The sequence below is a fragment of the Cnuibacter physcomitrellae genome (assembly GCF_014640535.1).
In the GTDB taxonomy this organism is placed as follows: domain Bacteria; phylum Actinomycetota; class Actinomycetes; order Actinomycetales; family Microbacteriaceae; genus Cnuibacter; species Cnuibacter physcomitrellae.
In genome coordinates this window covers 1458486-1481324 of sequence record NZ_BMHD01000001.1, presented here as the reverse complement: position 1 = coordinate 1481324, position 22839 = coordinate 1458486, and the positions used below count along the sequence as shown (strand labels likewise).

Annotated in this window: 24 protein-coding genes; 13 read left to right on the top strand and 11 right to left on the bottom strand. The window is 70.1% G+C overall.

The window, feature by feature from the left end; all coding sequences use genetic code 11:
* Window positions 1–114: 114 nt before the first annotated feature.
* Both IEX69_RS06910 and IEX69_RS06905 read right to left on the bottom strand, forming a co-directional pair.
* The gene (locus IEX69_RS06910; RefSeq protein ID WP_085020322.1) at window positions 115–1062 is read right to left on the bottom strand and encodes an isopenicillin N synthase family dioxygenase; all 948 of its coding nucleotides are present in this window, start codon (window positions 1060–1062) and stop codon (window positions 115–117) included.
* 135 nt (window positions 1063–1197) lie between these two features.
* Window positions 1198–2220, bottom strand: coding sequence for a LacI family DNA-binding transcriptional regulator (locus tag IEX69_RS06905; RefSeq protein WP_085020321.1), 1023 nt, complete (start codon window positions 2218–2220; stop codon window positions 1198–1200).
* A 379-nt stretch (window positions 2221–2599) separates the two neighbouring features.
* Between IEX69_RS06905 and mmsA the strand changes: the two genes are divergently transcribed.
* The 10 genes from mmsA to menC all read left to right on the top strand — a co-directional run bounded on the left by mmsA (window position 2600) and on the right by menC (window position 14076).
* Window positions 2600–4120: a multiple monosaccharide ABC transporter ATP-binding protein gene (gene mmsA, locus IEX69_RS06900; protein ID WP_276328900.1), complete on the top strand. Its 1521-nt coding sequence runs from the start codon at window positions 2600–2602 to the stop codon at window positions 4118–4120.
* Window positions 4117–5469 (top strand): multiple monosaccharide ABC transporter permease, encoded by a 1353-nt coding sequence (gene mmsB / locus IEX69_RS06895; protein WP_085020319.1) that lies wholly within the window; start codon window positions 4117–4119, stop codon window positions 5467–5469. Before mmsA ends, mmsB begins: the two co-directional genes overlap by 4 nt.
* 51 nt (window positions 5470–5520) lie before the next feature.
* On the top strand, window positions 5521–6642 hold the full coding sequence (locus IEX69_RS06890; RefSeq protein ID WP_085020318.1) for a substrate-binding domain-containing protein: 1122 nt from the start codon (window positions 5521–5523) through the stop codon (window positions 6640–6642).
* A gap of 136 nt (window positions 6643–6778) precedes the next feature.
* The gene (locus IEX69_RS06885; RefSeq protein ID WP_085020317.1) at window positions 6779–7336 is read left to right on the top strand and encodes a PadR family transcriptional regulator; all 558 of its coding nucleotides are present in this window, start codon (window positions 6779–6781) and stop codon (window positions 7334–7336) included.
* A 41-nt stretch (window positions 7337–7377) separates the two neighbouring features.
* The gene (locus tag IEX69_RS06880) at window positions 7378–8970 is read left to right on the top strand and encodes a DHA2 family efflux MFS transporter permease subunit (RefSeq protein WP_085020316.1); all 1593 of its coding nucleotides are present in this window, start codon (window positions 7378–7380) and stop codon (window positions 8968–8970) included.
* 300 nt (window positions 8971–9270) lie between these two features.
* Complete coding sequence (locus IEX69_RS06875) at window positions 9271–9804, top strand: hypothetical protein (protein ID WP_085020315.1); 534 nt, start codon at window positions 9271–9273, stop codon at window positions 9802–9804.
* Window positions 9805–9821: 17 nt separating this feature from the next.
* Window positions 9822–10613 (top strand): CPBP family intramembrane glutamic endopeptidase, encoded by a 792-nt coding sequence (locus IEX69_RS06870; protein WP_157127240.1) that lies wholly within the window; start codon window positions 9822–9824, stop codon window positions 10611–10613.
* Between the two features lie 236 nt (window positions 10614–10849).
* Complete coding sequence (locus tag IEX69_RS06865; protein ID WP_085020313.1) at window positions 10850–11626, top strand: phosphatase PAP2 family protein; 777 nt, start codon at window positions 10850–10852, stop codon at window positions 11624–11626.
* Window positions 11627–11665: 39 nt separating this feature from the next.
* Window positions 11666–12940 (top strand): saccharopine dehydrogenase family protein, encoded by a 1275-nt coding sequence (locus IEX69_RS06860; RefSeq protein WP_085020312.1) that lies wholly within the window; start codon window positions 11666–11668, stop codon window positions 12938–12940.
* A gap of 68 nt (window positions 12941–13008) precedes the next feature.
* Complete coding sequence (gene menC, locus IEX69_RS06855) at window positions 13009–14076, top strand: o-succinylbenzoate synthase (protein WP_217348710.1); 1068 nt, start codon at window positions 13009–13011, stop codon at window positions 14074–14076.
* Between the two features lie 48 nt (window positions 14077–14124).
* On the opposite strand, the gene IEX69_RS06850 is transcribed toward menC, so the two are convergent.
* From IEX69_RS06850 to IEX69_RS06830, 5 genes are all read right to left on the bottom strand, one after another.
* Complete coding sequence (locus tag IEX69_RS06850; RefSeq protein ID WP_157127239.1) at window positions 14125–14793, bottom strand: hypothetical protein; 669 nt, start codon at window positions 14791–14793, stop codon at window positions 14125–14127.
* A gap of 98 nt (window positions 14794–14891) precedes the next feature.
* Window positions 14892–15227 (bottom strand): PRC-barrel domain-containing protein, encoded by a 336-nt coding sequence (locus IEX69_RS06845; protein ID WP_085020310.1) that lies wholly within the window; start codon window positions 15225–15227, stop codon window positions 14892–14894.
* Window positions 15214–15639: a hypothetical protein gene (locus IEX69_RS06840; protein ID WP_085020309.1), complete on the bottom strand. Its 426-nt coding sequence runs from the start codon at window positions 15637–15639 to the stop codon at window positions 15214–15216. Before IEX69_RS06840 ends, IEX69_RS06845 begins: the two co-directional genes overlap by 14 nt.
* Window positions 15636–16865, bottom strand: a complete 1230-nt coding sequence (locus IEX69_RS06835; RefSeq protein ID WP_085020308.1) for an Nramp family divalent metal transporter — start codon at window positions 16863–16865, stop codon at window positions 15636–15638. The genes IEX69_RS06840 and IEX69_RS06835 overlap by 4 nt, the downstream gene beginning before the upstream one ends.
* Complete coding sequence (locus IEX69_RS06830) at window positions 16862–17317, bottom strand: hypothetical protein (protein WP_157127238.1); 456 nt, start codon at window positions 17315–17317, stop codon at window positions 16862–16864. Before IEX69_RS06830 ends, IEX69_RS06835 begins: the two co-directional genes overlap by 4 nt.
* Before the next feature lie 189 nt (window positions 17318–17506).
* On the opposite strand from IEX69_RS06830, the gene IEX69_RS06825 reads away from it, so the two are divergent.
* Window positions 17507–19357 (top strand): amidase, encoded by a 1851-nt coding sequence (locus IEX69_RS06825; protein ID WP_085020306.1) that lies wholly within the window; start codon window positions 17507–17509, stop codon window positions 19355–19357.
* 94 nt (window positions 19358–19451) lie between these two features.
* Here the strand turns inward: IEX69_RS06825 and IEX69_RS06820 are convergent, their stop codons facing one another.
* Both IEX69_RS06820 and IEX69_RS06815 read right to left on the bottom strand, forming a co-directional pair.
* Entirely contained in the window at window positions 19452–19697 is a 246-nt protein-coding gene (locus IEX69_RS06820) for a hypothetical protein (RefSeq protein WP_157127237.1), read from the bottom strand.
* 64 nt (window positions 19698–19761) lie between these two features.
* Entirely contained in the window at window positions 19762–20019 is a 258-nt protein-coding gene (locus tag IEX69_RS06815; protein WP_085020304.1) for a hypothetical protein, read from the bottom strand.
* 219 nt (window positions 20020–20238) lie between these two features.
* Here IEX69_RS06815 and IEX69_RS06810 point away from each other — a divergent pair, with 219 nt between their 5' ends.
* The gene (locus IEX69_RS06810) at window positions 20239–20511 is read left to right on the top strand and encodes a hypothetical protein (protein ID WP_085020303.1); all 273 of its coding nucleotides are present in this window, start codon (window positions 20239–20241) and stop codon (window positions 20509–20511) included.
* Window positions 20512–20555: 44 nt separating this feature from the next.
* Here IEX69_RS06810 and IEX69_RS06805 read toward each other — a convergent pair whose 3' ends face one another.
* A complete protein-coding gene (locus tag IEX69_RS06805; protein ID WP_157127236.1) occupies window positions 20556–20711 on the bottom strand; it encodes a hypothetical protein in 156 nt (51 codons plus the stop codon).
* Window positions 20712–20918: 207 nt separating this feature from the next.
* Between IEX69_RS06805 and IEX69_RS06800 the strand changes: the two genes are divergently transcribed.
* A complete protein-coding gene (locus tag IEX69_RS06800; RefSeq protein ID WP_085020302.1) occupies window positions 20919–22412 on the top strand; it encodes an MFS transporter in 1494 nt (497 codons plus the stop codon).
* Window positions 22413–22450: 38 nt separating this feature from the next.
* Here IEX69_RS06800 and IEX69_RS06795 read toward each other — a convergent pair whose 3' ends face one another.
* Window positions 22451–22657: a hypothetical protein gene (locus IEX69_RS06795; RefSeq protein WP_085020301.1), complete on the bottom strand. Its 207-nt coding sequence runs from the start codon at window positions 22655–22657 to the stop codon at window positions 22451–22453.
* Between the last annotated feature and the right edge of the window lie 182 nt (window positions 22658–22839).

Genomic DNA, 22839 nt, shown 5'->3' with positions numbered 1-22839 from the left:
CCCGCGCCGACCTGACAGGTGATTCAGGTTTCAGCGAGGACCACGGTAGGCCCGCATCCGGACGTCGTCAAGAGCGTCGGGCGGACGAGGGTGGGTCACCGGGCTCGGGTCGGGCTAGGCGACGGCCTTGCGGGTCTTGCCGGCGAGGTGGGGGCCGGCCAGGACGGGCTCGTATCGCGCGCCGTCGCCCACGCAGGTGGGGAGGCACTCGATCACCTGCGAGTAGTCGGCGTTGAAGAAGAACGGCATGCTCTGGCGACGGGCGGACACGGCGGATCCCGCATCCGGATCGATCACCCGGTGGAGGGTCGAGGTCCAGCGGTCGTTCGTCCAGCGCGCCATGAGGTCGCCGATGTTGATGACGTAGGCGCCCTCGACGGGTGGGATGTCGATCCACGAGTCGGTGGCGGCGTCGTGCACCTGGAGGCCCGCGCGGCCGAGCTGCTGCCTGAGGATCGTGAGCGTGCCGTAGTCGGTGTGGGCTCCGGCCCGCAGCTGGCCGTCCTCCGGCGGCGCGGCCTGCTCGGGGTAGTCGATCACGCGGAGCGCGGCCGGGCTCCGGCTCGTCTTGTCGGCGAAGTAGCCGGCGTCGAGCCCGAGCCCCAGGGCGAAGATCGAGAGCAGCCGGTGCGACAGGCGCTGCATCTCGCCGAAGTGCGCCTCGGTGGCGGGGCGCAGCTCAGGCAGCGCGCTCGGCCAGATGTTCGGGGCGAAGAGCGCCGCCTCGGTCTCGTCGGCGTACGGCCCGGGCGGGGGCGTGGGCCATCCGACGTTGATCGACTCCTTGAGGTCGCCCGGCCCCATCCCGTCGAGGGAGTTGGCCAGCGACTCCACTGCCATCGGGAAGTACCCGTAGAGGCCCCCTGGCGCCCGCTCGATCTCCCGCTTGGCCTCCAGGGGCAGGTCGAAGAACGCCCGGGCGGTGTCCCAGCATCCGTCCGCGATCTCGGTCGGCACGCCGTGGCCAACGATCTGGAAGAAGCCCACGCTGCGCAGGGTCTCGTCGATCTCGCGGCCGACGGCGGCGGGATCCCGGTCGATGTCGATGACAGGCACGTCCATCACCCCACGCTAGCGCCCGCCGCCCGCCCCGTGGCGGCGCTGGTTGCGTCCGCGGGGAGGGCGGACGACGCCGCTGAGGCGACGACGGCGCGCGGCGGGGGCGGAACCCGCGGGGTGTCGACCGGCGCGGGTGGCTCAGACCTGGACGGGGATCTCGCCCGAGCCGCGGTGGACCAGGCGGGTGGGGACCTCGATGCGCTGGGTGGGGCCGTCGGGGTACTCGATCCGATCGAGCGCGAGCCGGGCGGCGGCGCGCCCGAGCTCGAGGGTGTCGTACGCGACGACCGAGATGCCCAGCACGTCGGCGAGGTCGAAGTCGTCGAACCCGATCAGGGCGATCGACTCCCGACGGCGCTGGAGCTCGTGGAGGGCGCCGGCCGTCGCGCGGTTGTTGCCCGTGACGATCGCCGTCGGCGGATCGGGGGAGTCGAGCAGCGACCGCACGGACTCCTGCACGTCGACCGACGGGTCGTCGTAGACCCGTTCCCAGCACTGCGTCTCGGTGACGCCGACCTCTCTCAGCGCCTCGCGGTACCCCTCGAGCCGCTCGTCCACCGTGTGGAAGGCCGAGGGGTTGCTGACGAATCCGATGCGGCGGTGGCCCAGCGCCGTGAGCGAGCGCACGGCCTCGGCCATGCCGCTGCGGTTGGCCAGCACCACCGTGTCGGCCACGAGGTCGCGCGGGGGTCGGTCGACGCCGATGATGGGCGTGCCGAGCTGCCGTTCGCCCTCGAGGTAGGACTGGTCGTCGGCGACCGGGATGAGCAGGAGCGCCCGCACCCGCTGGGCGAGGAGCGAGTCGACCACCCGGGCCTCGCTGTCGGCCGAGTCGGCGGTGGTGGCGAGCAGCATGGTGAAGCCGTGCTGCGACAGCTCGCGTTCGATGCCCGCGGCGACGTGGAAGTAGAACGGGTTCTGGATGTCGCCGATGATGAACGCGATCGTGCTGCTGACGCCCCCGCGGCGGAGGTCCCGCGCGAGCACGTTGGGCCGGAAGCGCAGCCGCTTCGCCGCCTCCATGACCTTCTGCTGGGTCTGAGGGGAGACCTTGGACGAATCCGAGAACACGCGTGATACCGTCTTCGCGCTCACACCGGAGAGTCGGGCCACGTCCTCCAGCCGTGCCCTGGCGTGTCGGGTGACGTCTCTGCCATCCATGTCAGCGTTGGAACTCTCTCTTCGTCGAGGTCGCGTCGGCGGTGTCGGGCAGGTCGTCAGAGGTGCCCGAGCGGCGGAAGCGAGCGGATGCGGGGGTGCGACGGTGCTGTCGTCCGCTCTCGCGATCGAGCATCGAGACTAGCAACGATGACGCGGAAGTCAACGTGGGACACATGCCCTTCCGGCACGGCCGCTCAGATCGTGTTCTATTCGTTACCAGCGGATGCTGTCTCAGCTTGACGATGTGACCTAACGTTGCGATACTCGATCCTCGTCGTGCATGACATCGTTGACACGACAGCTCGAGTGGGAAGACCTCCCACCGCGCGCAGGCAAAGGAGCAGATATGCGCCCTGATGGCACGCCGCCCATTCTGGAGATGCGGTCCATCACCAAGGAGTTCCCCGGGGTCAAGGCCCTGGAGGATGTCTCCATCACCGTCCAGGCGGGCGAGATCCACGCCATCTGCGGTGAGAACGGTGCCGGGAAGTCGACCTTGATGAAGGTGCTTTCCGGCGTGTACCCCGCGGGGTCGTTCTCGGGTCAGATCTTCTTCCAGGGGCAGGCTGTGGCGTTCCGCGACATCCGTGCCAGCGAGGATGCGGGGATCGCGATCATCCATCAGGAGCTCGCGCTGATCCCGGAGCTGTCGATCACCGAGAACATCTTCCTCGGCAACGAGGTCACGCGTTTCGGGCGCATCGATTGGGTGGAGCAGAAGGCGCGTGCGATCGAGCTGCTGGCCCGCGTCGGCCTCGAGGACGACCCGGACACGCAGATCAAGAACCTGGGTGTGGGCAAGCAGCAGCTGGTCGAGATCGCCAAGGCGCTGTCGAAGAACGTGAAGCTCCTCATCCTCGACGAGCCGACCGCGGCGCTGAACGAGGACGACTCGCAGCACCTGCTCGACCTCATCCTCGGCCTCAAGGGCCGCGGGATCGCGTCGATCATGATCAGTCACAAGCTGAACGAGATCGAGCGGATCGCCGACTCGATCACGATCATCCGCGACGGCAAGACGGTCGAGACGCTCGACGTCCACGCCGGCGGTGTGGATGAGGACCGCATCATCCGCGGCATGGTGGGTCGTTCGTTGGCGTCGCGATACCCGGAGCGCCACGCCACGATCGGCGAGGTGTTCTTCGAGGTGCGCGACTGGACGGTCCAGCACCCCCTCATCGCCGAGCGTCTGGTCGCGAAGCACTCCAACCTCTACGTCCGCCGCGGCGAGGTGGTCGGGCTCGCCGGTCTGATGGGTGCGGGCCGGACCGAGCTGGCGATGAGCCTGTTCGGCCGCTCCTACGGCACCTACCTCGAGGGCGAGGTGATCAAGGACGGCAAGCCGATCGTCATGCGCGACGTGCCGTCCGCGATCCGCCACGGTCTGGCGTATGTGAGCGAGGACCGGAAGGTGCTCGGCCTCAACCTGCTCGACACGATCGAGCGCTCCATCGTCTCGGCGAAGCTGTCGAAGATCGCCCCGCACGGCGTGGTCGACGCCTACAAGGAGCACGAGGTCGCGGAGGACTACCGCGGCAAGCTCCGGATCAAGACGCCCAGCGTCGAGGTCGGCGTCTCCAAGCTCTCCGGTGGCAACCAGCAGAAGGTCGTGCTGGCGAAGTGGATGTTCACCGACCCCGACCTGCTCATCCTCGACGAGCCCACCCGCGGCATCGACGTCGGCGCCAAGTACGAGATCTACACGATCATCCAGGAGCTGGCCGCGCAGGGTAAGGGCATCATCCTCATCTCGAGCGAGCTGCCGGAGCTGCTCGGCATGGCGGACCGGATCTACACGGTCTTCGAGGGCAGCATCACCGACGAGATCACCGCGTCCGACGCGACTCCTGAGAACCTCATGCGCAGCATGACGAGCGAGAAGAAGAAGGCACAGGCATGACCACCACCACCGACACGTCCGCGCCGAAGAAGTCGGGCGGTCTGGCCGACATCAAGAAGGTGTTCGGCCGCAGCCAGTCCACGGCTCGCCAGTTCGGCATCCTCGGGTCGCTGATCGTCATCATCCTGCTGTTCGAGGTCCTGACCGGCGGACTGACGCTGTCGTCGACGAACCTCATCAACGTCGTGCAGCAGTACTCCTACATCCTGATCCTCGCGATCGGGATGGTGATGGTCATCATCATGGGTCACATCGACCTGTCGGTGGGATCGGTGGCGGCGTTCGTCGGCATCGTGGTCGCCAAGTCGATGGCCGACTGGAACCTCCCCTGGCCGCTTGCCATCGTGCTCGGCCTCGTGGTCGGTGCCCTGATCGGTGCATGGCAGGGCTTCTGGGTGGCGTACGTCGGGGTCCCGGCGTTCATCGTGACCCTGGCCGGCATGCTCATCTTCCGTGGCGCGAACCAGGTCGTCGGTCAGTCGACCACCACCCCGGTGCCGCAGGACTTCGGCAAGATCGGCGCCGGCTACCTGCCGGAGCTGCCCATCGCGCTGCCGTTCAACTTCCTCACCATGGTCCTCGGCCTCCTCGGCGTGGTCTGGGTCGTGTTCAACGAGATCCGCCTGCGCCGCCGCCAGCACAAGACCGGGTCAGACTCGGCGCCGCTGTGGGTGTCGATCGTCAAGGTCGTCATCATCTCGGCGATCATCCTCGCCGCGGCGTACCTGTTCGCGACGGGCCGTGTGGGCACGAGCTTCCCGATCTCCGGCATCATCCTCGTGGTGCTCGTGATCATCTACACGTTCATCACGAACAACACCACCTTCGGTCGCCGCATCTACGCGGTCGGTGGCAACCGTCTCGCCGCGACCCTGTCGGGCGTGAAGGACCGCCGGGTCGACTTCTTCGTGATGATGAACATGTCGGTGCTCGCCGCTCTGGCCGGGATGATCTTCATCGCCCGCTCCACCGCCTCCGGTCCGCAGGACGGCAACGGCTGGGAGCTCGACGCGATCGCCGCGGTCTTCATCGGCGGCGCCGCGGTCTCCGGCGGCATCGGCACCGTGATCGGGTCGATCATCGGTGGTCTGGTCATGGCGTTCCTGAACAACGGCCTGCAGCTGCTGGGTGTCGGCGCCGACTACGTGTCCATCATCAAGGGCCTGGTGCTCCTGCTCGCCGTCGGTGTCGACGTGCTCAGCAAGGCCAGCGGGCGTCCGTCCATCCTGGGCATCTGGTCCTCGCGCCGCCGGGCGCGCGCGGCCGATGGCCCCACCGAGCCCCCGACCGTTCTGCCAACGGCCGGAACGAACGAGACGAGTCAGCCGGCCGACGTGACGCGCTCCTAGCGCCACGCCACCGAATCCGTCTCACCACCACCAAGAGAGAGTGATCAATCAATGAAGAGAATCGCTTTGGCAGCGACCGCCCTCGCGGCGGCCGCAGCGCTGACGCTGGCCGGTTGCTCGAGCAACGACCGCGGCGGCTCGACCGACAGCACCGACGCGGCGAGCGCGGGCTTCCCGGCCGACTCGACCATCGGCGTCGCGCTGCCCGACAAGACCTCGGAGAACTGGGTTCTCGCCGGTGACCTGTTCACCAAGGGCCTCGAGGATGCCGGCTTCAAGGCCGACGTGCAGTACGCCCCCGCCTCGAACACCGTCGCGGAGCAGCAGAACCAGATCTCGGCCATGGTCACCAACGGCGCCAAGGTCATCGTCATCGGCGCGAAGGACGGCAAGCAGCTGGGCACCCAGCTCCAGCAGGCCGCCGACGCGGGCGTGAAGATCATCGCCTACGACCGCCTGATCGAGAACACCCCGAACGTGGACTACTACGTCGCGTTCGACAACTACAAGGTCGGTGAGCTGCAGGGCCAGGCCCTCCTGGATGGTCTCGCGGCCCGCTCCGGTCACGGCGCCCCGTGGAACATCGAACTGTTCTCCGGCTCGCCCGACGACGCCAACTCGGCCGTGTTCTTCAACGGCGCGATGAGCGTGCTGCAGCCCAAGATCGATGACGGCACCCTCGTCGTCGGCTCGGGCCAGACCGACATCAACCAGACCGCGACCCAGGGCTGGAAGGCCGAGAACGCACAGTCCCGCATGGACTCGCTGCTGACCTCGACCTACGGCTCGAAGACCCTGGACGGCGTCCTGTCCCCGAACGACACCCTCGCCCGCGCCATCCTCACCTCGGTGCAGCAGGCCGGCAAGGACGTCAAGACCTTCACCGTCACCGGTCAGGACTCCGAGGCCGAGTCGGTGAAGTCGATCATGGCCGGAGACCAGTACTCCACCATCAACAAGGACACCACCCTCCTGGTCGACCAGACCATCAAGATGATCCAGGACCTCCAGAAGGGCACCGACCCCGAGGTCAACGACACCGAGCAGTACGACAACGGCGTGAAGGTCGTTCCCGCGTACCTGCTGCCCCCGGTGATCGTCACCAAGGAGAACGCGGCCGAGGCGTACGCCAACAGCCCCTCGCTCCTGGCGATCGTCAACGGCCAGGGCTGATCTCCAGCACCTCGCACCACGGAAGCCCCTCGTCCTCCGGGACGGGGGGCTTCCTCGTGCTCCGGGCGACGACGCGGCTTGCGTTCGGGTAGTCCATCCCGTATATTCCATGTGGAATAGTCGACGGGGAGGAACGATGGCCGAGCTCACCACGCTCGCGGTGGCGGCGCTGTCCCTGCTCGTCGAGAGCCCGATGCATCCGTACGAGATGTTCCAGACGATGACCCTGCGCCAGACCGACCAGCTCGTGAAGGTGCGCCCGGGGTCGCTGTACCACACGGTGGCTCGCCTCGAGCGCGAGGGCTACGCCCGCGAGGTCGGCACCTCGCGCGAGGGCAACCGCCCGGAGCGCACGACCTACGAGGTCACCGAGGCGGGCAGGCAGGCGCTCCAGGAGCGCCTCACCGCCATGCTCGCCTCCCCGGTGCCCGCCTACCCCGAGTTCGCCCTCGCGCTGGCCGAGGCCCACAACCTCCCGCTGGATCAGGTGCGCGCCCTCCTCGAGCGTCGCGTCGACAGCCTCCGTGCGGAACTGGTGGGCGTCGACGGCGGGGTGGGCCGTGTGCTCGCGAAGGACCTGCCCCGCCGGTTCTGGATCGAGGCGCAGTACCGCCGCACGCTGCTCGAGAGCGAGATCGACTGGATCGACGCGCTCCTGGCCGACCTGGCCGACGGCTCCCTCCCCTGGGACTGACCGGCCCCTCCGACCCCCCCCTGCACAGAGAGAGATCCCTCGTGGACACCACCGTCAAGCCCTGGCCCGCCCTCTGGTCGCTGGTCATCGGGTTCTTCATGATCCTCATCGACACGACCATCGTGTCGGTGGCGAACCCCGCCATCATGGAGGGCCTCGCGACCGACATCAACGCGGTCATCTGGGTCACCAGCGCGTACCTGCTGGCATACGCCGTGCCCCTGCTCATCACGGGCCGCCTCGGTGACCGCTTCGGTCCGAAGAACATCTACCTCACGGGCCTGGTGGTGTTCACGGCCGCCTCGGCCTGGTGCGGGCTCTCCACGAGCATCGGCATGCTGATCGTGGCCCGCGCCGTGCAGGGACTCGGCGCAGCCCTGATGGCACCGCAGACCCTCTCGGTCATCACCCGCATCTTCCCGCCCGAGCGCCGCGGTGCGGCCATGGGTCTCTGGGGTTCCGTGGCCGGTGTCGCCATGCTCGTCGGCCCGGTCGCCGGCGGCCTCCTCGTCGACGGACTGGGCTGGGAGTGGATCTTCTTCATCAACGTGCCCGTCGGCATCATCGGCTTCGTCCTCGCCGCGATCTACGTGCCGAAGCTCAAGACCCACTCGCACCGCTTCGACATCCCCGGCGTCATCCTGAGCGCGATCGGCATGTTCCTCCTCGTGTTCGGCATCCAGGAGGGGGAGACCTACGACTGGGGCACCATCGTCGGGCCGATCAGCGTCTGGTCGCTCATCATCGCCGGGGTCGTCGTGCTGGCGCTCTTCGTGGTCTGGCAGGCCGTGCAGAAGCGGAGCGAGCCGCTGCTGCCGCTCGGACTGTTCCGCGACCGCAACTTCTCGCTGGCCAACACGGCGATCTCGCTCGTCGGCTTCACGGTCACCTGCATGTCGCTGCCGCTCGTGTTCTACTTCCAGATCGTGCGCGGCTTCACGCCGACCCAGTCGGCGCTGATGCTGGTGCCGATGGCCGTCATCGCCGGTGGCCTGGCACCCGTGGTGGGTCGCGCCCTCAACCGCATCGACCCCCGGCCGATCGCGGTGCTCGCGCTGGTGTTCCTGTCCGCGGGACTGGTCTGGTACGCGCTCCTGCTGCACGCCGACACCCCCGTGTGGATGCTGCTCCTGCCCTCCGCGCTGCTCGGTCTGGCCAACGCCGGGATGTGGGCCCCGATCTCCAACACCGCCACCCGGAACCTGGCTCCGAAGGATGCGGGAGCCGGATCCGGCGTCTTCAACACGACCCGCCAGATCGGGGCCGTGCTCGGCAGCGCCTCCATCGCCGTGCTGATCCAGGCGCGCCTGTCGGCCGAGCTGCCGGGGATGGGCGAGTTCTCCGGATCGGAGGCGTCGGCGGGCCAGTCCCTGCCCGCACAGCTGCAGGACGGCTTCTCGACCGCGATGGCCCAGTCGCTCATCCTGCCGGCGGCGGTGGCGCTGGTCGCGGCCGTGGTGGTGTTCTTCTTCGCCCGCCGCAAGGCGGCGACGGGGTGGTCGGCGCCGCAGGCCGCCGGGGGCGCGCCCACGAGTGCGGTGCCCGCCTCGCCTGCTTCGCCTGCTGCGTCCGCCTCGCCTGCTGACGCGGCGGCGGCTCCTGTCGCGAGCGTGGAGACCGCCCCCGAGCGCTGATCCCACGACCCCTCTTGCGCTGCGACCTCCGACACGTGTAACGTCGGGGGTCGCAGCGCTCTGCTGCACCGACGAACGGAAGAGGTGAGCTCCATGACCCCAGTGATCATCGCGCTTCCCCCGTTCGCTCCGAAGCACTGAGTCGACTCCGTCCTCAGTCGCTTCCCGTTCCGGGAGACCGATCGGCTCCGCCGCGTCCTCTGACGCGCTGACGCGCCGACCCGTCCTCTCCAGGACGAACGCCAGGAAGCGCCTTCCCTCACCTTCTCCTCCTCACATCCACGCCCGGAAGGCTCTCTCATGTTCAGATCATCGAACCGATCCGACGACGTGTCGTTGATCGGATTCGCGTCCGTCGACCCCGTCTCGTGGGTCGACGCCTCACGGCTCCGCGACGGATTCGCGACCGGCAGCTACCGCCGGGAGTGGACGTGGCTCGCCGAGATCGACGACCGTCCCGTCGCCCGCGCCGTCTGGTGGGGGCCGTCGGGCGCCGTGCACCCGCTGGCGCTGCACTGCGTGATCGTCGACCCCACCGTCCCGAACCCCGAGCTGTGGGCTGCGGCGCTCATCCGCTCGGCCCACCGGGCCTACCTCGCCGCCGGCGCGGTGCTCGAGCCCGACGTGGTGATCCACGCCCGGCCCGGGTGGCGCGACGACCCGGTGGCGACAGCCGCCGTGTCGTGGCGGATGCGCGCCGCGCTCGACGCGGGCCTCGCGCTCGCGTCCGAGGCGGAGACCGCCGACGGACGCACTCGCATCGTGCTCTCGTCGGTGCCCGGCGTCGCGGCCGTGCACCCGGTCCCGGTCCCGTCCGGTCCGGCGTCCTCCTGACCGGTAGCGTGGGTGGGGTGAGCGATCGCCCATCCCACCCACGTTGGGGCCTCGTCGACGCCGCGGCCGGTGTGGTCGCCTTCGCGGCGGTGTCGCTGATCGTCCTCTCGATCGACACGCTGCCGGGCATCGCGAACGACCCCCGGCTCCAGTGGGCCGTCGACCAGGTCGTCGCCGGATGGCTGCCCATCCTCACCGTCGTCCTCGTGGCCTCGTACCTCCGCGGACGGCGCAGCCTCGGGGCGGACTTCGGGCTGGCCCTCCGTCCGCTCGACCTCGCGATCGGGCTGCTCGCCGGGATCCTCCTGCGCTTCGGCGCGGTGGGCGTCGCCGAGCTGGTGCGCGTCGCGACCGGCGGACCGCCGGTGCCGTTCTCGCAGAGCGCCGGCAGCGACTTGGGGTGGTTCCTCCTCACCTCGGTGCTCGCCGCCTCGATCGTGACGCCGGTGATCGAGGAGCTCTACTTCCGCGGACTCGTCCTCGGTGCGCTCCGCAACGCCGTGCTCGGGCGGGCGGCCCTCGCTCCCGGAGAGGTCCCGTCGGGGGCGTCGACCGCGCGGGTCCGTGTCGCCGGGGTGGTCGCGGTGCTCGGCTCGGCGGTCCTCTTCACCGCGTTCCACCTCGAGGGGCTGCCCACCACCTCGGAGGGGGTGTCGCGGCTCGTCATCCTCTTCCTCGTGGGCGTCGTCCTCGGCTGCCTCGCGCTCCTCACCCGCCGCCTCGGCCCCTCGATCATCGCCCACGCGGTGTTCAACGTCTCGGTCGCGGTGCTCGCCCTCCTGACCCCCGCCGCCCCCGGCCTCTCCTGACCCGCGACCCCGCTCCCGCGTCCCGCGTGGGCGGCGCGAATATGGCACTAGTGGTGACCTAGCGCGGCGGAAGGCCGCCACAAGTGTCAGATCCGGAAAGCCCCGGCCCGCCCGGGCCGCGCATCCGGCAGTCGTGGTGGCTTCCCGGCGCGGGAGGTCGCCACGAGTGTCACATCCGCACATCCGCCGGGAGGGAGCTGGGGGCGGCGGGAGCGGGGGCGTGCCAGGGTGAGGGGATGGCAGAACAGGAGGCGGACGCGCCGCACTCGCACGAGGAGCCGCACCCCACGGTGCGGGAGGACGCCCACGCGCTGGCGACGGGCAAGCCGGAGGACGTCGTCCCCGTCGTGGTGGCTCGGCGGTGGCCGGTGGTGTCGGCGATCGTGGCGGTGCTGCTCGTGCTCCTCCTCGGCGGACTCCTCCTGCTGCGGCAGGGCGCGGCGCCCTTCGAGATCGACACCGAGTGGATGGACGAGATCATCGCGCATCGCTCGCCCGTCTGGGAGGCGCCGTCGCTCGTGATGAACACGCTCGGCGGCGGCTGGATCGCGATCATCCTCGTGCCCGTCCTCGCGATCGCGGCTCTGCTGGTCTTCCGGCGCCGCTGGGCCGCGCTGTACCTGGCCCTCGCGCTCGCCGTGAGCGCGGGGGTGGTGCAGATCCTGAAGAACGTCGTCGGGCGCACGAGGCCGCCGGACATGCTGGTCACGAGCGACTACGGTTCATTCCCCTCGGGGCATACGGCGAACGCCGCCACCCTCACCGTCGTCTTCGGGCTCGTGTTCTGGCGGCTCTGGGTCTGGCTGGCCGGGGTCGCCTACACGATCCTCATGCTCCTGAGCCGCACGTACCTCGGCGCCCACTGGCTCACCGACACCCTCGGCGGCATGGTCCTGGGGGCGGGCCTGGCGATCCTGATCTGGGCTCCGTTCGCGCTCCGCCTGAGACGAGAACGCGACGGCGACCATCGCCCGATCTGGATCCGCTCCCGAGAGACGACGGGTTCTCACTGAAGGGATGCGCGCATCGAGCCGCACCGCTACCGTTCAGACATGAGGATCCTGCTCGTCGGTGCCGGGGGCGTGGGAGACGCGATCGCGAAGATCGCCGCACGCCGTGACTTCTACGACCTGCTGGTGGTGACCGACTACGACCTCGCGCGGGCGGAGCGCACGGTCGCGTGGGTGCGCGACCGGCACGGGGACGAGGTGGCGGCGCGGTTCGCGGCGGACCGCATCGACGCCTCCTCGGCCGACAGCGTCGCCGACCTCGCGCGACGCTACGAGGCGACGCACGTGATGAACGCGGTCGAACCCTCGTTCGTCGACACTATCTTCGCCGGCGCGTTCGCCGCGGGCGCCGACTACCTCGACATGGCGATGAGCCTGTCGCATCCGCACCCGGAGCATCCGTACTCGGAGACGGGCGTGAAGCTCGGCGACGCGCAGTTCGCCCGGGCCGAGGAATGGGAGGGCGCGGGGCGGCTCGCCCTCGTGGGCATGGGCGTCGAGCCCGGGCTCTCCGACGTGTTCGCGCGCTACGCCGCCGACGAGCTGTTCGACAGCATCGACGAGCTCGGCACCCGCGACGGGGCGAACCTGGTGGTGCGCGACGAGGACGGCGAGGAGGTCTTCGCTCCGAGCTTCAGCATCTGGACGACGATCGAGGAGTGCCTCAACCCTCCCGTGATCTGGGAGAAGGACCGCGGGTGGTACACCACCGCGCCGTTCTCGGAGCCCGAGGTGTTCGACTTCCCCGAGGGGATCGGTCCCGTCGAGTGCGTCAACGTCGAGCACGAGGAGGTGCTGCTCATGCCGCGCTGGGTCGACGCCCGGCGGGTGACGTTCAAGTACGGACTGGGCGAGCAGTTCATCGGGATCCTGAAGACCCTGCACACGCTGGGGCTCGACAGGACCGAGCCGGTGCGCGTGCGCAGCGCGAACGGCCCGGTCGAGGTGGCGCCGCGCGACGTGGTCGCCGCGGGATTGCCGGATCCGGCGACGCTGGGCCCGCGGATGACGGGCAAGACCTGCGCCGGACTGTACGTCACGGGCACGGGCAAGGACGGCGCGCCGCGAGCGGTGTACCTCTACCACGTCAGCGACAACGAGTGGACGATGCGCGAGTACGAGAGCCAGGCCGTGGTCTGGCAGACCGCGCTGAACCCCGTGGTCGCGCTGGAGCTGCTGGCCGCCGGGACCTGGCGGGGTGCGGGGGTGCTCGGGCCGGAAGCGTTCCCGGCCGCTCCCTTCCTCGAGCTGATGGCCCGGCCGGAGGCCGACGGCGGGTATGGGCAGGCCTGGGGCCTCGAGGAGCGCTCCGCGTGACCGACCCGGCGCGTCCGGAGGCCGGGGTCCCGCTGAGCGTCGACGCGGTCGAGCTGCATCGGATCGCGATGCCGCTGGTGCGTCCGTTCCAGACCAGCTTCGGCACGCAGACCGCGCGGGACGTGCTGCTCGTCCGGGTCATGGCGGACGCGGGGGAGGGCTGGGCCGAGTGCGTCGCGATGGAGCACCCGGTGTACTCGAGCGAGTACGTCGAGGGCGCCCACGCCGTGCTGCGCGACTACCTCGCGCCCGCGGTGCTGCGCGCCGGCGCGGTGCGCGCCGAGGACGTCGCCCCGCTCACACGCTTCGTCATCGGTCACCGCATGGCCAAGGCCGCCCTCGAGACGGCCGTGCTCGACGCGACGACGCGCGCGGCGGGCATGTCGTTCGCGCAGCGCTTCGGCGCCACCGCCTCCGAGGTCGACTGCGGCGTCTCGGTGGGCATCGCCTCGAGCATCCCCGAGCTGCTCGAGGAGGTGGCGGGCTACGTCGACGCCGGCTATCGGCGCATCAAGCTCAAGGTCAAGCCGGGGTGGGACCTCGAGCCGGTGGCCGCCGTCCGCGACCTCATCGGCGAGCTCCCCCTGCAGGTCGACGCGAACACCGCCTACACGGCCGACGACATCGATCACCTCCGCGAGCTCGACCGCTTCGGGCTGCTCCTCATCGAGCAGCCGTTCGTCGAGGAGGACATCGCCACCCACGTGCGCCTGGCTCGGGCGATCGACACCCCGGTCTGCCTCGACGAGTCGATCGTGTCGTGCGAGGTCGCGATCGACGCGATCGAGCGCGACGCCACCAGCGTCATCAACATCAAGGCCGGCCGCGTCGGCGGATACCTCGAGTCGCTCCGCATCCACGACGCCTGCCGCGACCGCGACGTCCCGGTGTGGTGCGGCGGGATGCTCGAGACCGGCGTCGGACGCGCCGCGAACGTCGCGCTCGCGGCGCTTCCGGGGTTCACCCTCCCGGGAGACACCTCGGCCTCCGACCGCTACTTCGCCGAGGACCTCACCGAGCCGTTCGTGCTCGACGAGGGCAGGCTGACGGTGCCGACGGGTCCGGGAAGCGGTGTCGACGTCCGGACGGACCTGGTCCGTGCCTGGGCGACGCGATCACCCGAGCTCGTCCGCTGACCTCGCGTCCGGCGGAGGACCCGCGGCGTGGACCGGGCCCGGCGGTGATCAGCGGAGGACGAACACCTCGGGCGACATGAGCAGGATGAGCACCAGCGCGAGCAGGGCCAGGAACCCCGCGACGGAGAGTCCGCCCGCGAGCGGGAAGCGCTCGAACCAGTAGAGCAGCTCCGGCGACTGCGTGCGCAGTCCCCGCCAGGTCACGGGATCCTCGGAGCGGCGCACGGGGACGCCGAACGCCGCTGAGACGGTGTCCATGTCCTCGACGCTCCAGAACTGACCGCGCATCCGCAGGAGGAGGTCGCCCGCCGCGTCGACGACGAACAGCTGCCGATCGGTCTCCGCGGTGCTGCCGCGGTAGACGTCGACGATGAGCACGGCCGCGATCCGCTTCGCCGGGACGCGGTTGTCGCGTCGGAAGACGCCGCGCTCGATCAGGCCGTCGTGGGAGATGCAGATCTGGGCGCTGCGGACGAGGTACCAGCCGAGGAGGTAGATCGCCAGCACGAAGGCGAGCGCCACGACCACGCGGGGCCAGGTGCCCCGGGGGATGGAGAACCAGAGCATCGCCGCGAGGATGGGGACGGTGAGGGCGGCTCCGACGAGCCTCGCCTGGGCGAGGATCTGAGCGCGGGGGCGGAGCACGATCTGTCCGTGCCCGGCGACGTCGCCGCGTCGGCGGCGGGGGACTGGCGGTGCCACGGTCTGCTCGCTCACGGGCACGAGCGTAGGGGAGCCTCGCGCGCCGCGGTAGCGGCCATCCGGGGGACAAACGCGACCCCGCGGCGCCTGCCGGCCGCGCTGCTGACCTGCGCTCAGCCCTCGAGCGAGGGCGAGCGGCGGAGGAAGCCGGGACGCAGCTCCACGCGGTCGTCGTCGAGCCGGGCGATGTCGTCCCACGCGACGAAGAAGCTGCCGCGATGCCGGCGGCGGAGGAGGTCGGCGATCAGCCACGGTCTGCGGTCGGAGGTCCGCTCGTAGCCGAGGAAGGACGAGCTCGTGTGCGGACTCACCACGAGGCCCGCGAGCCGCGCGTCGGCGAGGAGCTCGCCCGGCGCGCCGTCGACGACGAAGCGGACGTCGATGACGTGTCCGAGCATCCGCCCGTCGGAGTCGCGGACCTCGTTCTTCAGCAGGTCAGTCAGGATCATGGCGACCTCCCGGGATCCGGGCGATGACGTGATCGCGCAGCCAGCGCTCCGTCCAGGTGACGTCGAGGCCGGAGCCGCGCACGCCCAGGCGGATCACCGTGCCGACGTCGGAGACGTGCAGCCACACCACGCGGTGCAGGCGGGAGGCGGGCGGCCGGCCGCCGAAGATGCGGGTCCCGAGCACGGGGCCGTTGAGGAGCGCCGTGATGACCGGCGGCGGCGTCCCCTCGGGGATCGGCTCGCCCCACGGGGCATCGGTGAGCTCGACGTCGTCGACCACGCTGACCGGCACCTCGTCGACGTCGAGCACCTGACGGTCGAGCAGATGCAGCTGCGCCTCCAGCACCTGGCCGTCGTACCGTTCCGGAGGGGACAGCGGGTCGTCGACCCCCTCCACCCTGCGGCGCCTCATGACCCCATCCCCGTGATGATCATCAGCGGGATCGCCGCCACCGCCGCGACGACGATGAGGGCGAGGTAGACCAGCCCCACCGCGTTCGTGAGCCGCCCGTTCACGTCCTTCCCCATGTACTGCCGGTCGTTCGCGACGATGAGGATGGGCAGGTAGGTCAACGGCAGCGCGATGGCCGAGAAGACCACCGAGAACTCCGTCACCGCGACGGGGTCGACCCCGGTGGCGAGGATCGCGATCCCCACCAGGAGGCACACGATCATCGCGACGTGGAACCGGGCCGCCTGCGCCGGGCGCCGGAACTTGCCCCACGACCAGCCGAAGAACTGGGCGAGCGTGTATCCGCTCGACAGCGTGGTCTCGAGGGCGGCGCCGAACGTGGCCGCCACGATGCCGACGAGCACGAAGGCCAGCGCGACCTTGCCGCCCGCCTCGGCGACGGGCAGGACCACCTGGGACAGCGACGTCACCTCGATCGCCCGCGGCAGGAGGACGATCGCGGCGCACGCGGCGATCGAGACCGACAGGAGCCCGCCGAGGGGGAAGCCGACGAGGACGTTGATGCGCGACTGGGCGATGTCCTTCCTGCCCCACTTCTCCTCGACCGCGCCCGAGGAGAAGAAGAACACCTCGTACGGCGTCATCGCCGCGCCGAACAGCGCGATGGCGTAGTACCAGTAGGTCGTGCTCTCCTCGCTCGCGGGCACCGCGGGGGCCAGCGCCTGTCCGGCGAGCTGGTTCCAGTCGGGGTGCAGGAGGAAGACCGCCACGGCGAAGACGATGAGCGCGAGGCCGAGGAGCCCCGTCACGTTCTCCATGATCGAGAACTTCACCCGCCAGATCACGAGCCACACGGCGAAGGCGGCCACCGGGATCCACAGCATCGGCGAGACGCTCGACGCCAGCTGCAGGGCCAGGGCCACGCCGCCCACCTCGGCGGTCAACGTGAGGAGGTTGATGAGGAACGACGCCCCGAGGTTCGCCAGTCCCGCGCGGGGACCGAGGCGCTCGCGGATGATCTCGAACGTCGCGCGGCCGCTCACCGCGGCGACTCGCCCCGACATCTGCGCGAACAGGCAGATCCCGATGACGCCGACGGCCACGACCCAGACCAGGGAGAGGCCGAAGCGGGATCCGACGACCGCGTTCGTGACGAGGTCTCCGATGTCGACGAACCCGCCGATCGCGGTGAGCACGCCGAGGGCCACCCCGAGGAGGCGCTTCACCGCTGCAGCCCCTTCGACTCGGTGCTGAGGGCGGATGCGGCGTCCGCCGCGGCCTGCAGCTGCTGCACGGCCGCGTCCAGGCCCGCGTCGTCCGTGGCGAGGCTCTCACGCACCGCGTCGATCGCGTCCGCCACGTCCTGTGTCGTCTCGATCACACGGTCGCGGAGGGCCGCCTCGTCTCCCTGGTGCGCCTCCGACTCCAGCACCTGGGTCTGGGCGTCGGTCACCTCGGTGAGCGAGTCCTCGAGCGTCGTCTCCGTCACCGTGGTCATCGTCTTCTCCGCCTGCAGCTGCTGCGCGGAGAGCAGAGCGCTCTGCGCGGCGGAGGCGACCTGGTCGGTGGACCGGGCGAGGTCGCCCTTCACGCCGCCCGACGTGGTCGTGCAGGCCGCGAGGAGGGCTCCGACGGCGATGATCACCGCCGCCGTCGCGAGGGAGCGCCGGACGTGCATGATCACCACCGTGGCCCCGGCCGCTCGGGTCGGCAACGCCCTTGCGCGAGGGCCGCTCCGGCCCGGATCGTCGCGCCGACGTCACGGCACCGACATCGCCGCGAAACATCCATCGGATGGGATGGACTCACACAGATCACCCTCCTTCAGGGGACGTGCAGTCCACAGGGTGGCCAGGGAAGAGAAGAGATGGCACTCTCACGCGCTCGCTCCACCGCTCTGTTCACCGCCTCCCTCGTCGCCGCCCTCGCGGTGGGCGCGCCCGGCGCCGCCGTCGCCGACGTCCCCGATGGGGGGTTGGCGCCCGTCGATGCCGACACCGTCGGGACACTGGGCGTGCAGGCGATCCTCTCGGGGCTCCGGGACGGATCCTTCAGCTGCACCGACCTCGTCGGCGCCTACCTCGACCGCATCGCGGCGTACGACCGCGAGGGGCCGTCCCTGAACGCCGTGATCAGTCTCGCCCCGGATGCGCTGAGCCGGGCCGCGGAGATCGATGCGGCTCTGGCCACCGGCGCCGATGTCGGCGCCGCGCCGTGCATCCCCGTCGTGGTGAAGGACGTCATCGACACGACCTCGACGGTGACCACGTACGGGTCGCCGCTCTTCGCCGAGTGGACGCCGCCCGCCGACGCCGCCGTCGTGTCCGACCTGGAGGAGGCGGGCGCCATCGTGCTCGCCAAGACCAACCTCGACGACTTCGCGGCCGCCGTGTACGGCATCTCGAGCATCACCGGCGCGATGAGGAACCCGTACGACACCGCCCGCACGGTGGGCGGATCCTCGGGCGGCAGCGCGGCGGCCGTCGCCGCCGGCTACGCGCCGCTCGCGATCGGCACCGACACCGGAGGCTCTCTCCGCATCCCGGCCGCGCTGACCGGCGTCGTCACCATCCGCCCGACGCTCGGGCTCGTGAGCCGGACCGGCATCTTCCCCCGCGCGCTCACGCAGGACACCGCGGGACCCCTCGCGGCGACGGTGGAGGACGCCGCGTTCGGCCTGGACCTCATCGCCGGATACGACCCGAGCGACCCCGTCACCGCCCGTGGGGTGGGGGAGGTGCCGGCTGAGGGATACGCGTCCTACGCGGTCGGGGGCGACCTGCAGGGCGTGTCGATCGGGCTCGTCACCGGTGGTCTGGCGATCTGGGGCGACGACCCGGACGGGCCCGTCGTCGCGCTCCTGGAGCAGGCTGCAGCCGAGCTCGAGGCGCTCGGGGCCACCGTGGTGCCGCTCAGCGCCCCGCCGTCCGACCTCCTCGGGTCGACGAGCGTCATCACGCCCGAGTCGGCCCACGACGTGAACGAGTTCCTCGCCGCGCAGGGGCCCGGCGTCCCGGTCTCGACCTTCCAGCAGCTCTACGACTCTGGGGCGTACACGTCGTACGCGAAGGAGTCGTTCGATCGGGAGGTCCAGGTGGATCCCGACACGCTCGACGAGAACATCTCCTACCAGCACGCGCTGGCGACCCGCGTGGACCTGCAGGACTGGACGCTCGACCAGATGGCGCAGAACGACCTGTCCGCGATCGTGTACCCGACGTCGGCGCAGCTCGCCGACCTGATCGGCGCCGAGCAGGCGGGGCTCTTCTCCCGGTGGAGTGAGAACACGGGCTTCCCCGCCATCAGCGTGCCGATGGGCTACGCGGAGTCGGACACGGGCACCATGCTGCCCGCCAACATCGAGTTCCTCGGTCGCGCGTTCTCCGAGCCGGAGCTGATCTCACTCGCCGACGCCTACGAGGACGCCTCGGCCGCCCGCGTCGCCCCACCGCTCCCGGCGATCGACGTGGCGCCCGCCCAGCCGGGGCAGCCGGGCGAGCCGGGGCAGCCGGGGTCGCCCTCGGAGCCGAGCCCGGCGCCCACCGAGGGCGCTGCCGTCGGCGCCGCGGGGCCCGGCAGCGGCGGAGGAGGAACGGGGCTCGCGAACACCGGCCTGAGCGCCGTGGCGCTCGGTGCGCTCGCGGTCCTCGTGCTGGGGGCCGGGTTCGCGGTGAGACGGATGCGCGCCCGACGCGACCCGTTCGTCGTGCGGCGCTGAGGACGACCCCGCGCGCGAGGGCCCCGCGGGCCGCGGGGCCTCGAGGACCGCGGACCCCCCCCCGTCGATCGCGGGGTCCGCATCCGCGACGACGTCAGGGGCGGCCGCGCTCCGCGATGCGGGTGCGGATCTCCTCGACGTCGACCTCGATGTCGCCCACGTCGTCCGGTCCACCCTCGCCGGGGAGGCTCTTCACCGCATCCTGGTCGATGTCGTCGTCGTCGAGCGCCTTCGAGTCGGCGGGATCCGCCTGAGCGCGTTCCGTCTCGCGTCCGCTCGACGGACTGTAGGACATGTCCTTCTCGACGGTTCCCTCGTCGTTTCCGCTCTGTACAGCCATATCGGCGACGCTACGACCATTCGGCGACGGCGCAACCGCCTTGCGGCGAACCATGCCGCGAGGCTCAGCGACGGCGGGCGGCACGCTCCACGGACTGCTCGAGGGCGCGGCGGGCGGCGTCGACCGAGTCGAAGCGTCCGAGGTTGGCGCCGGTGACCGACGTCGTGACGAAGCCGTCGCGCCACCGCTCGCTCACGATTCCCAGCGGACGGCCGTCGTCGCCCGTGGCCACCCAGAGTCCGGCCTGGGCGCAGCGCCACGAGACGAGCGATTGACCTGTGCGCTCGGCGAGTTCGGGGGCGGATGAGTCGATGACGGTCATGGTGGTGCTCCTTGCAGCTCTCCGGCCGACGGGCTCGGGGGTCTCGCGACGCGACTGTGCGTCTGCGTCCATTAAGACCCCCGTCACGTACCCCGTGCTGGGGGTTGACTTCCCAGTGAACTCCAGGTGTCCTTCCGTGACGAGGCTGAGCATCCGCAGAGGATGGATGCACGAGCCGCGGTCCCAGCGGATGCTGGGACACGAGACCGAGGAGGCACTATGGCACTCGAGGCAGGCGACTTCACGCTGGCGCACCAGGACCACACCTACCGCATCGCGGGGGAGGCCCCGCGGTGGGCGGTCTCCCGGGGAGACCGCGTGCTGGGATACCTGGTCACCACGTCCCGGGCGGGCGAGGAGGGGGAGGACGTCTACGAGATGGAGACGCCGGACGGCGAGCGGGGCAACGTCGAGGGCACGGACTGGGAGTCGATCGTGAGGTCGTACCTCAACTCCGTCGACCCGGTGACGATCGACCCGGTCGATCCCTGAGACGTCCCGGCCGCTCGGCGGCGGCGGCGGCGGAGCCCGGGCGACTACGGCAGCTCGGTCACCGTGGCGAGGTGGAAGAACACGATCCCGTAGGTGACGAGGCCCACGCTGGCGCAGACGGCGAGCGAGGCGATCGAGACGTGGAGGCGGTGCCGACGGGCATCGTCGAGTGGCTCGTGATGGGTACGGAACGTCGCCATGAGAGTCATCCTTCCGGGTCTGACCACCGGCACTGCGTCGTGTCGGTAGCGCCACAGTAGACCTCCTCCCCGCACCGGAGCAATTCTCCGTCCGAGTGTCGGGCGAACCCTGGCCCAACCGGGCGGATTCCGCACCGGTGCGGGGATCCCGACCCGGGCGTAGCGTCGGTGAAGCCGCGGCGTTCGCGGGAGTTTGGGGAGGTTGAGATGTCACAGTCGACGGAGCGTCCGAGAGGGGTCAGGAGCCTCGTCCCGGCCCGGATGGACCGGTTGCCGTGGACACGGTTCCACTGGATGGTCGTGTTCGGGCTCGGGGTCTCCTGGATCCTCGACGGCCTCGAGATCCAGATCATCGCGTCGAACGGGTTCCAGAAGGAGCTCGGGATGGACTCGGCGCAGGTCGGGCTCGCCGGGACGATCTATCTCGTCGGTCAGGTCGTCGGGGCACTCGTGTTCGGGCGGCTCGCCGACAAGTGGGGCCGCAAGAAGCTCTTCATCATCACGCTGGCGATCTACCTGGTCGGGTCGGCGGCGGCGGGTCTGTCTCCGAACATGGAGTTCCTCTTCGCGATGCGCTTCATCGCCGGACTCGGCATCGGCGGCGAGTACGCGGCCATCAACTCCGCGATCGACGAGCTCATCCCGAGCCACTACCGCGGTCGCGTCGACATCGCGATCAACGGCACCTACTGGGGAGGCGCGGCGCTCGGCTCCGTGGCGAACCTGTTCTTCCTGAACCCCGACAACTTCGCCGAGAACATCGGATGGCGTCTCGCGTTCTTCATCGGACCCATCCTCGGGCTCGTGATGATCTACATGCGGCGGCACATCCCGGAGAGCCCGCGGTGGCTGATGACGCACGGCAAGGAGGATCAGGCCGAGAAGACCGTCGACGAGATCGAGGCCAAGGTCGAGAAGGACACCGGCAAGAAGCTCGACCCGGTGCCGCAGGACCAGGCCATCGAGGTGGTCCCGCTCGACCGGGTCCCGTTCAAGAAGATCGCGTCCGTCCTCATCCGCGACTATCCCAACCGCACCGTGGTCGGGCTGACCATGATGATCACCCAGTCGTTCCTCTACAACGCGATCTTCTTCACGTACGCCCTGGCGCTGCAGAACTTCTACGGGGTCGAGAACGACGCGGTGCAGTACTTCTTCTTCCCGTTCGCGATCGGCAACCTGGTCGGGCCCCTCGTGCTCGGACACCTCTTCGACACCTGGGGCCGGCGGAAGATGATCCTGCTCACCTACGGGCTGTCGGGCATCATCCTGACCGTGTCCGGGTTCCTCTTCCAGGCCGAGGTGCTGAACGCGACGACGCAGACCGTGTTCTGGTGCGTGGCGTTCTTCTTCGCCAGCGCCGGTGCGTCGTCCGCCTACCTGACGGTGAGCGAGCTGTTCCCGCTCGAGATGCGGTCGCAGGTGATCTCGTACTTCTTCTCGATCGCGCAGATCTGCGGATCCGTCGCGCCGCTGCTGTTCGGTGTGCTCATCGGCGACGGGGCCGACCGGGGCCCGATCACGATCGGGTACGTCGGGGCCGGCCTCATCATGGTGCTCGGCGGGATCATCGCGTTCGTGTTCGGCGTGAACTCCGAACGGAAGTCGCTCGAGGCGGTCACCAATCCGCTGTCCCTCGTCGAGGGCGGCGAGAAGAAGACCGTGGAGGGGGAGCGCACGACGAAGGCGCGGCGCGGGTAGCGTCCGCGATCTCGCTCGTTCGTCGCCGCCGGCGGGGCTCAGGCCTCGTCGGCGGTGGCGTGTCGGCTGCGGAGGGTGGAGGCGAGGGAGCCGATGCCGAACGCCAGGAGCCCACCCGCGATGTAGGTGAGGAAGTGCAGCCAGTCCGGGCCGTCATCGAGGACGGAGATGATGACGACGGCCGACATCGCGAGCGAGATCACGATGATGACGATGGACAGGGTCAGGCGAGCGGCGAAGGACACCGGGCCATGCTAGGGCCCTCGGAGCGAGGCGGTCTGTCCCGCGAAGACGGGCTGGCGCCGACGTGACTCGTCGGTCGATGATCCCGCGTCGACCATCCCCTATGGTCGACACGTGAAGGATAGGGCTTGACGTAGGGAGGACGTCCCCCATTAGGGTGACAGCAGCCGATCGCCGACGACCG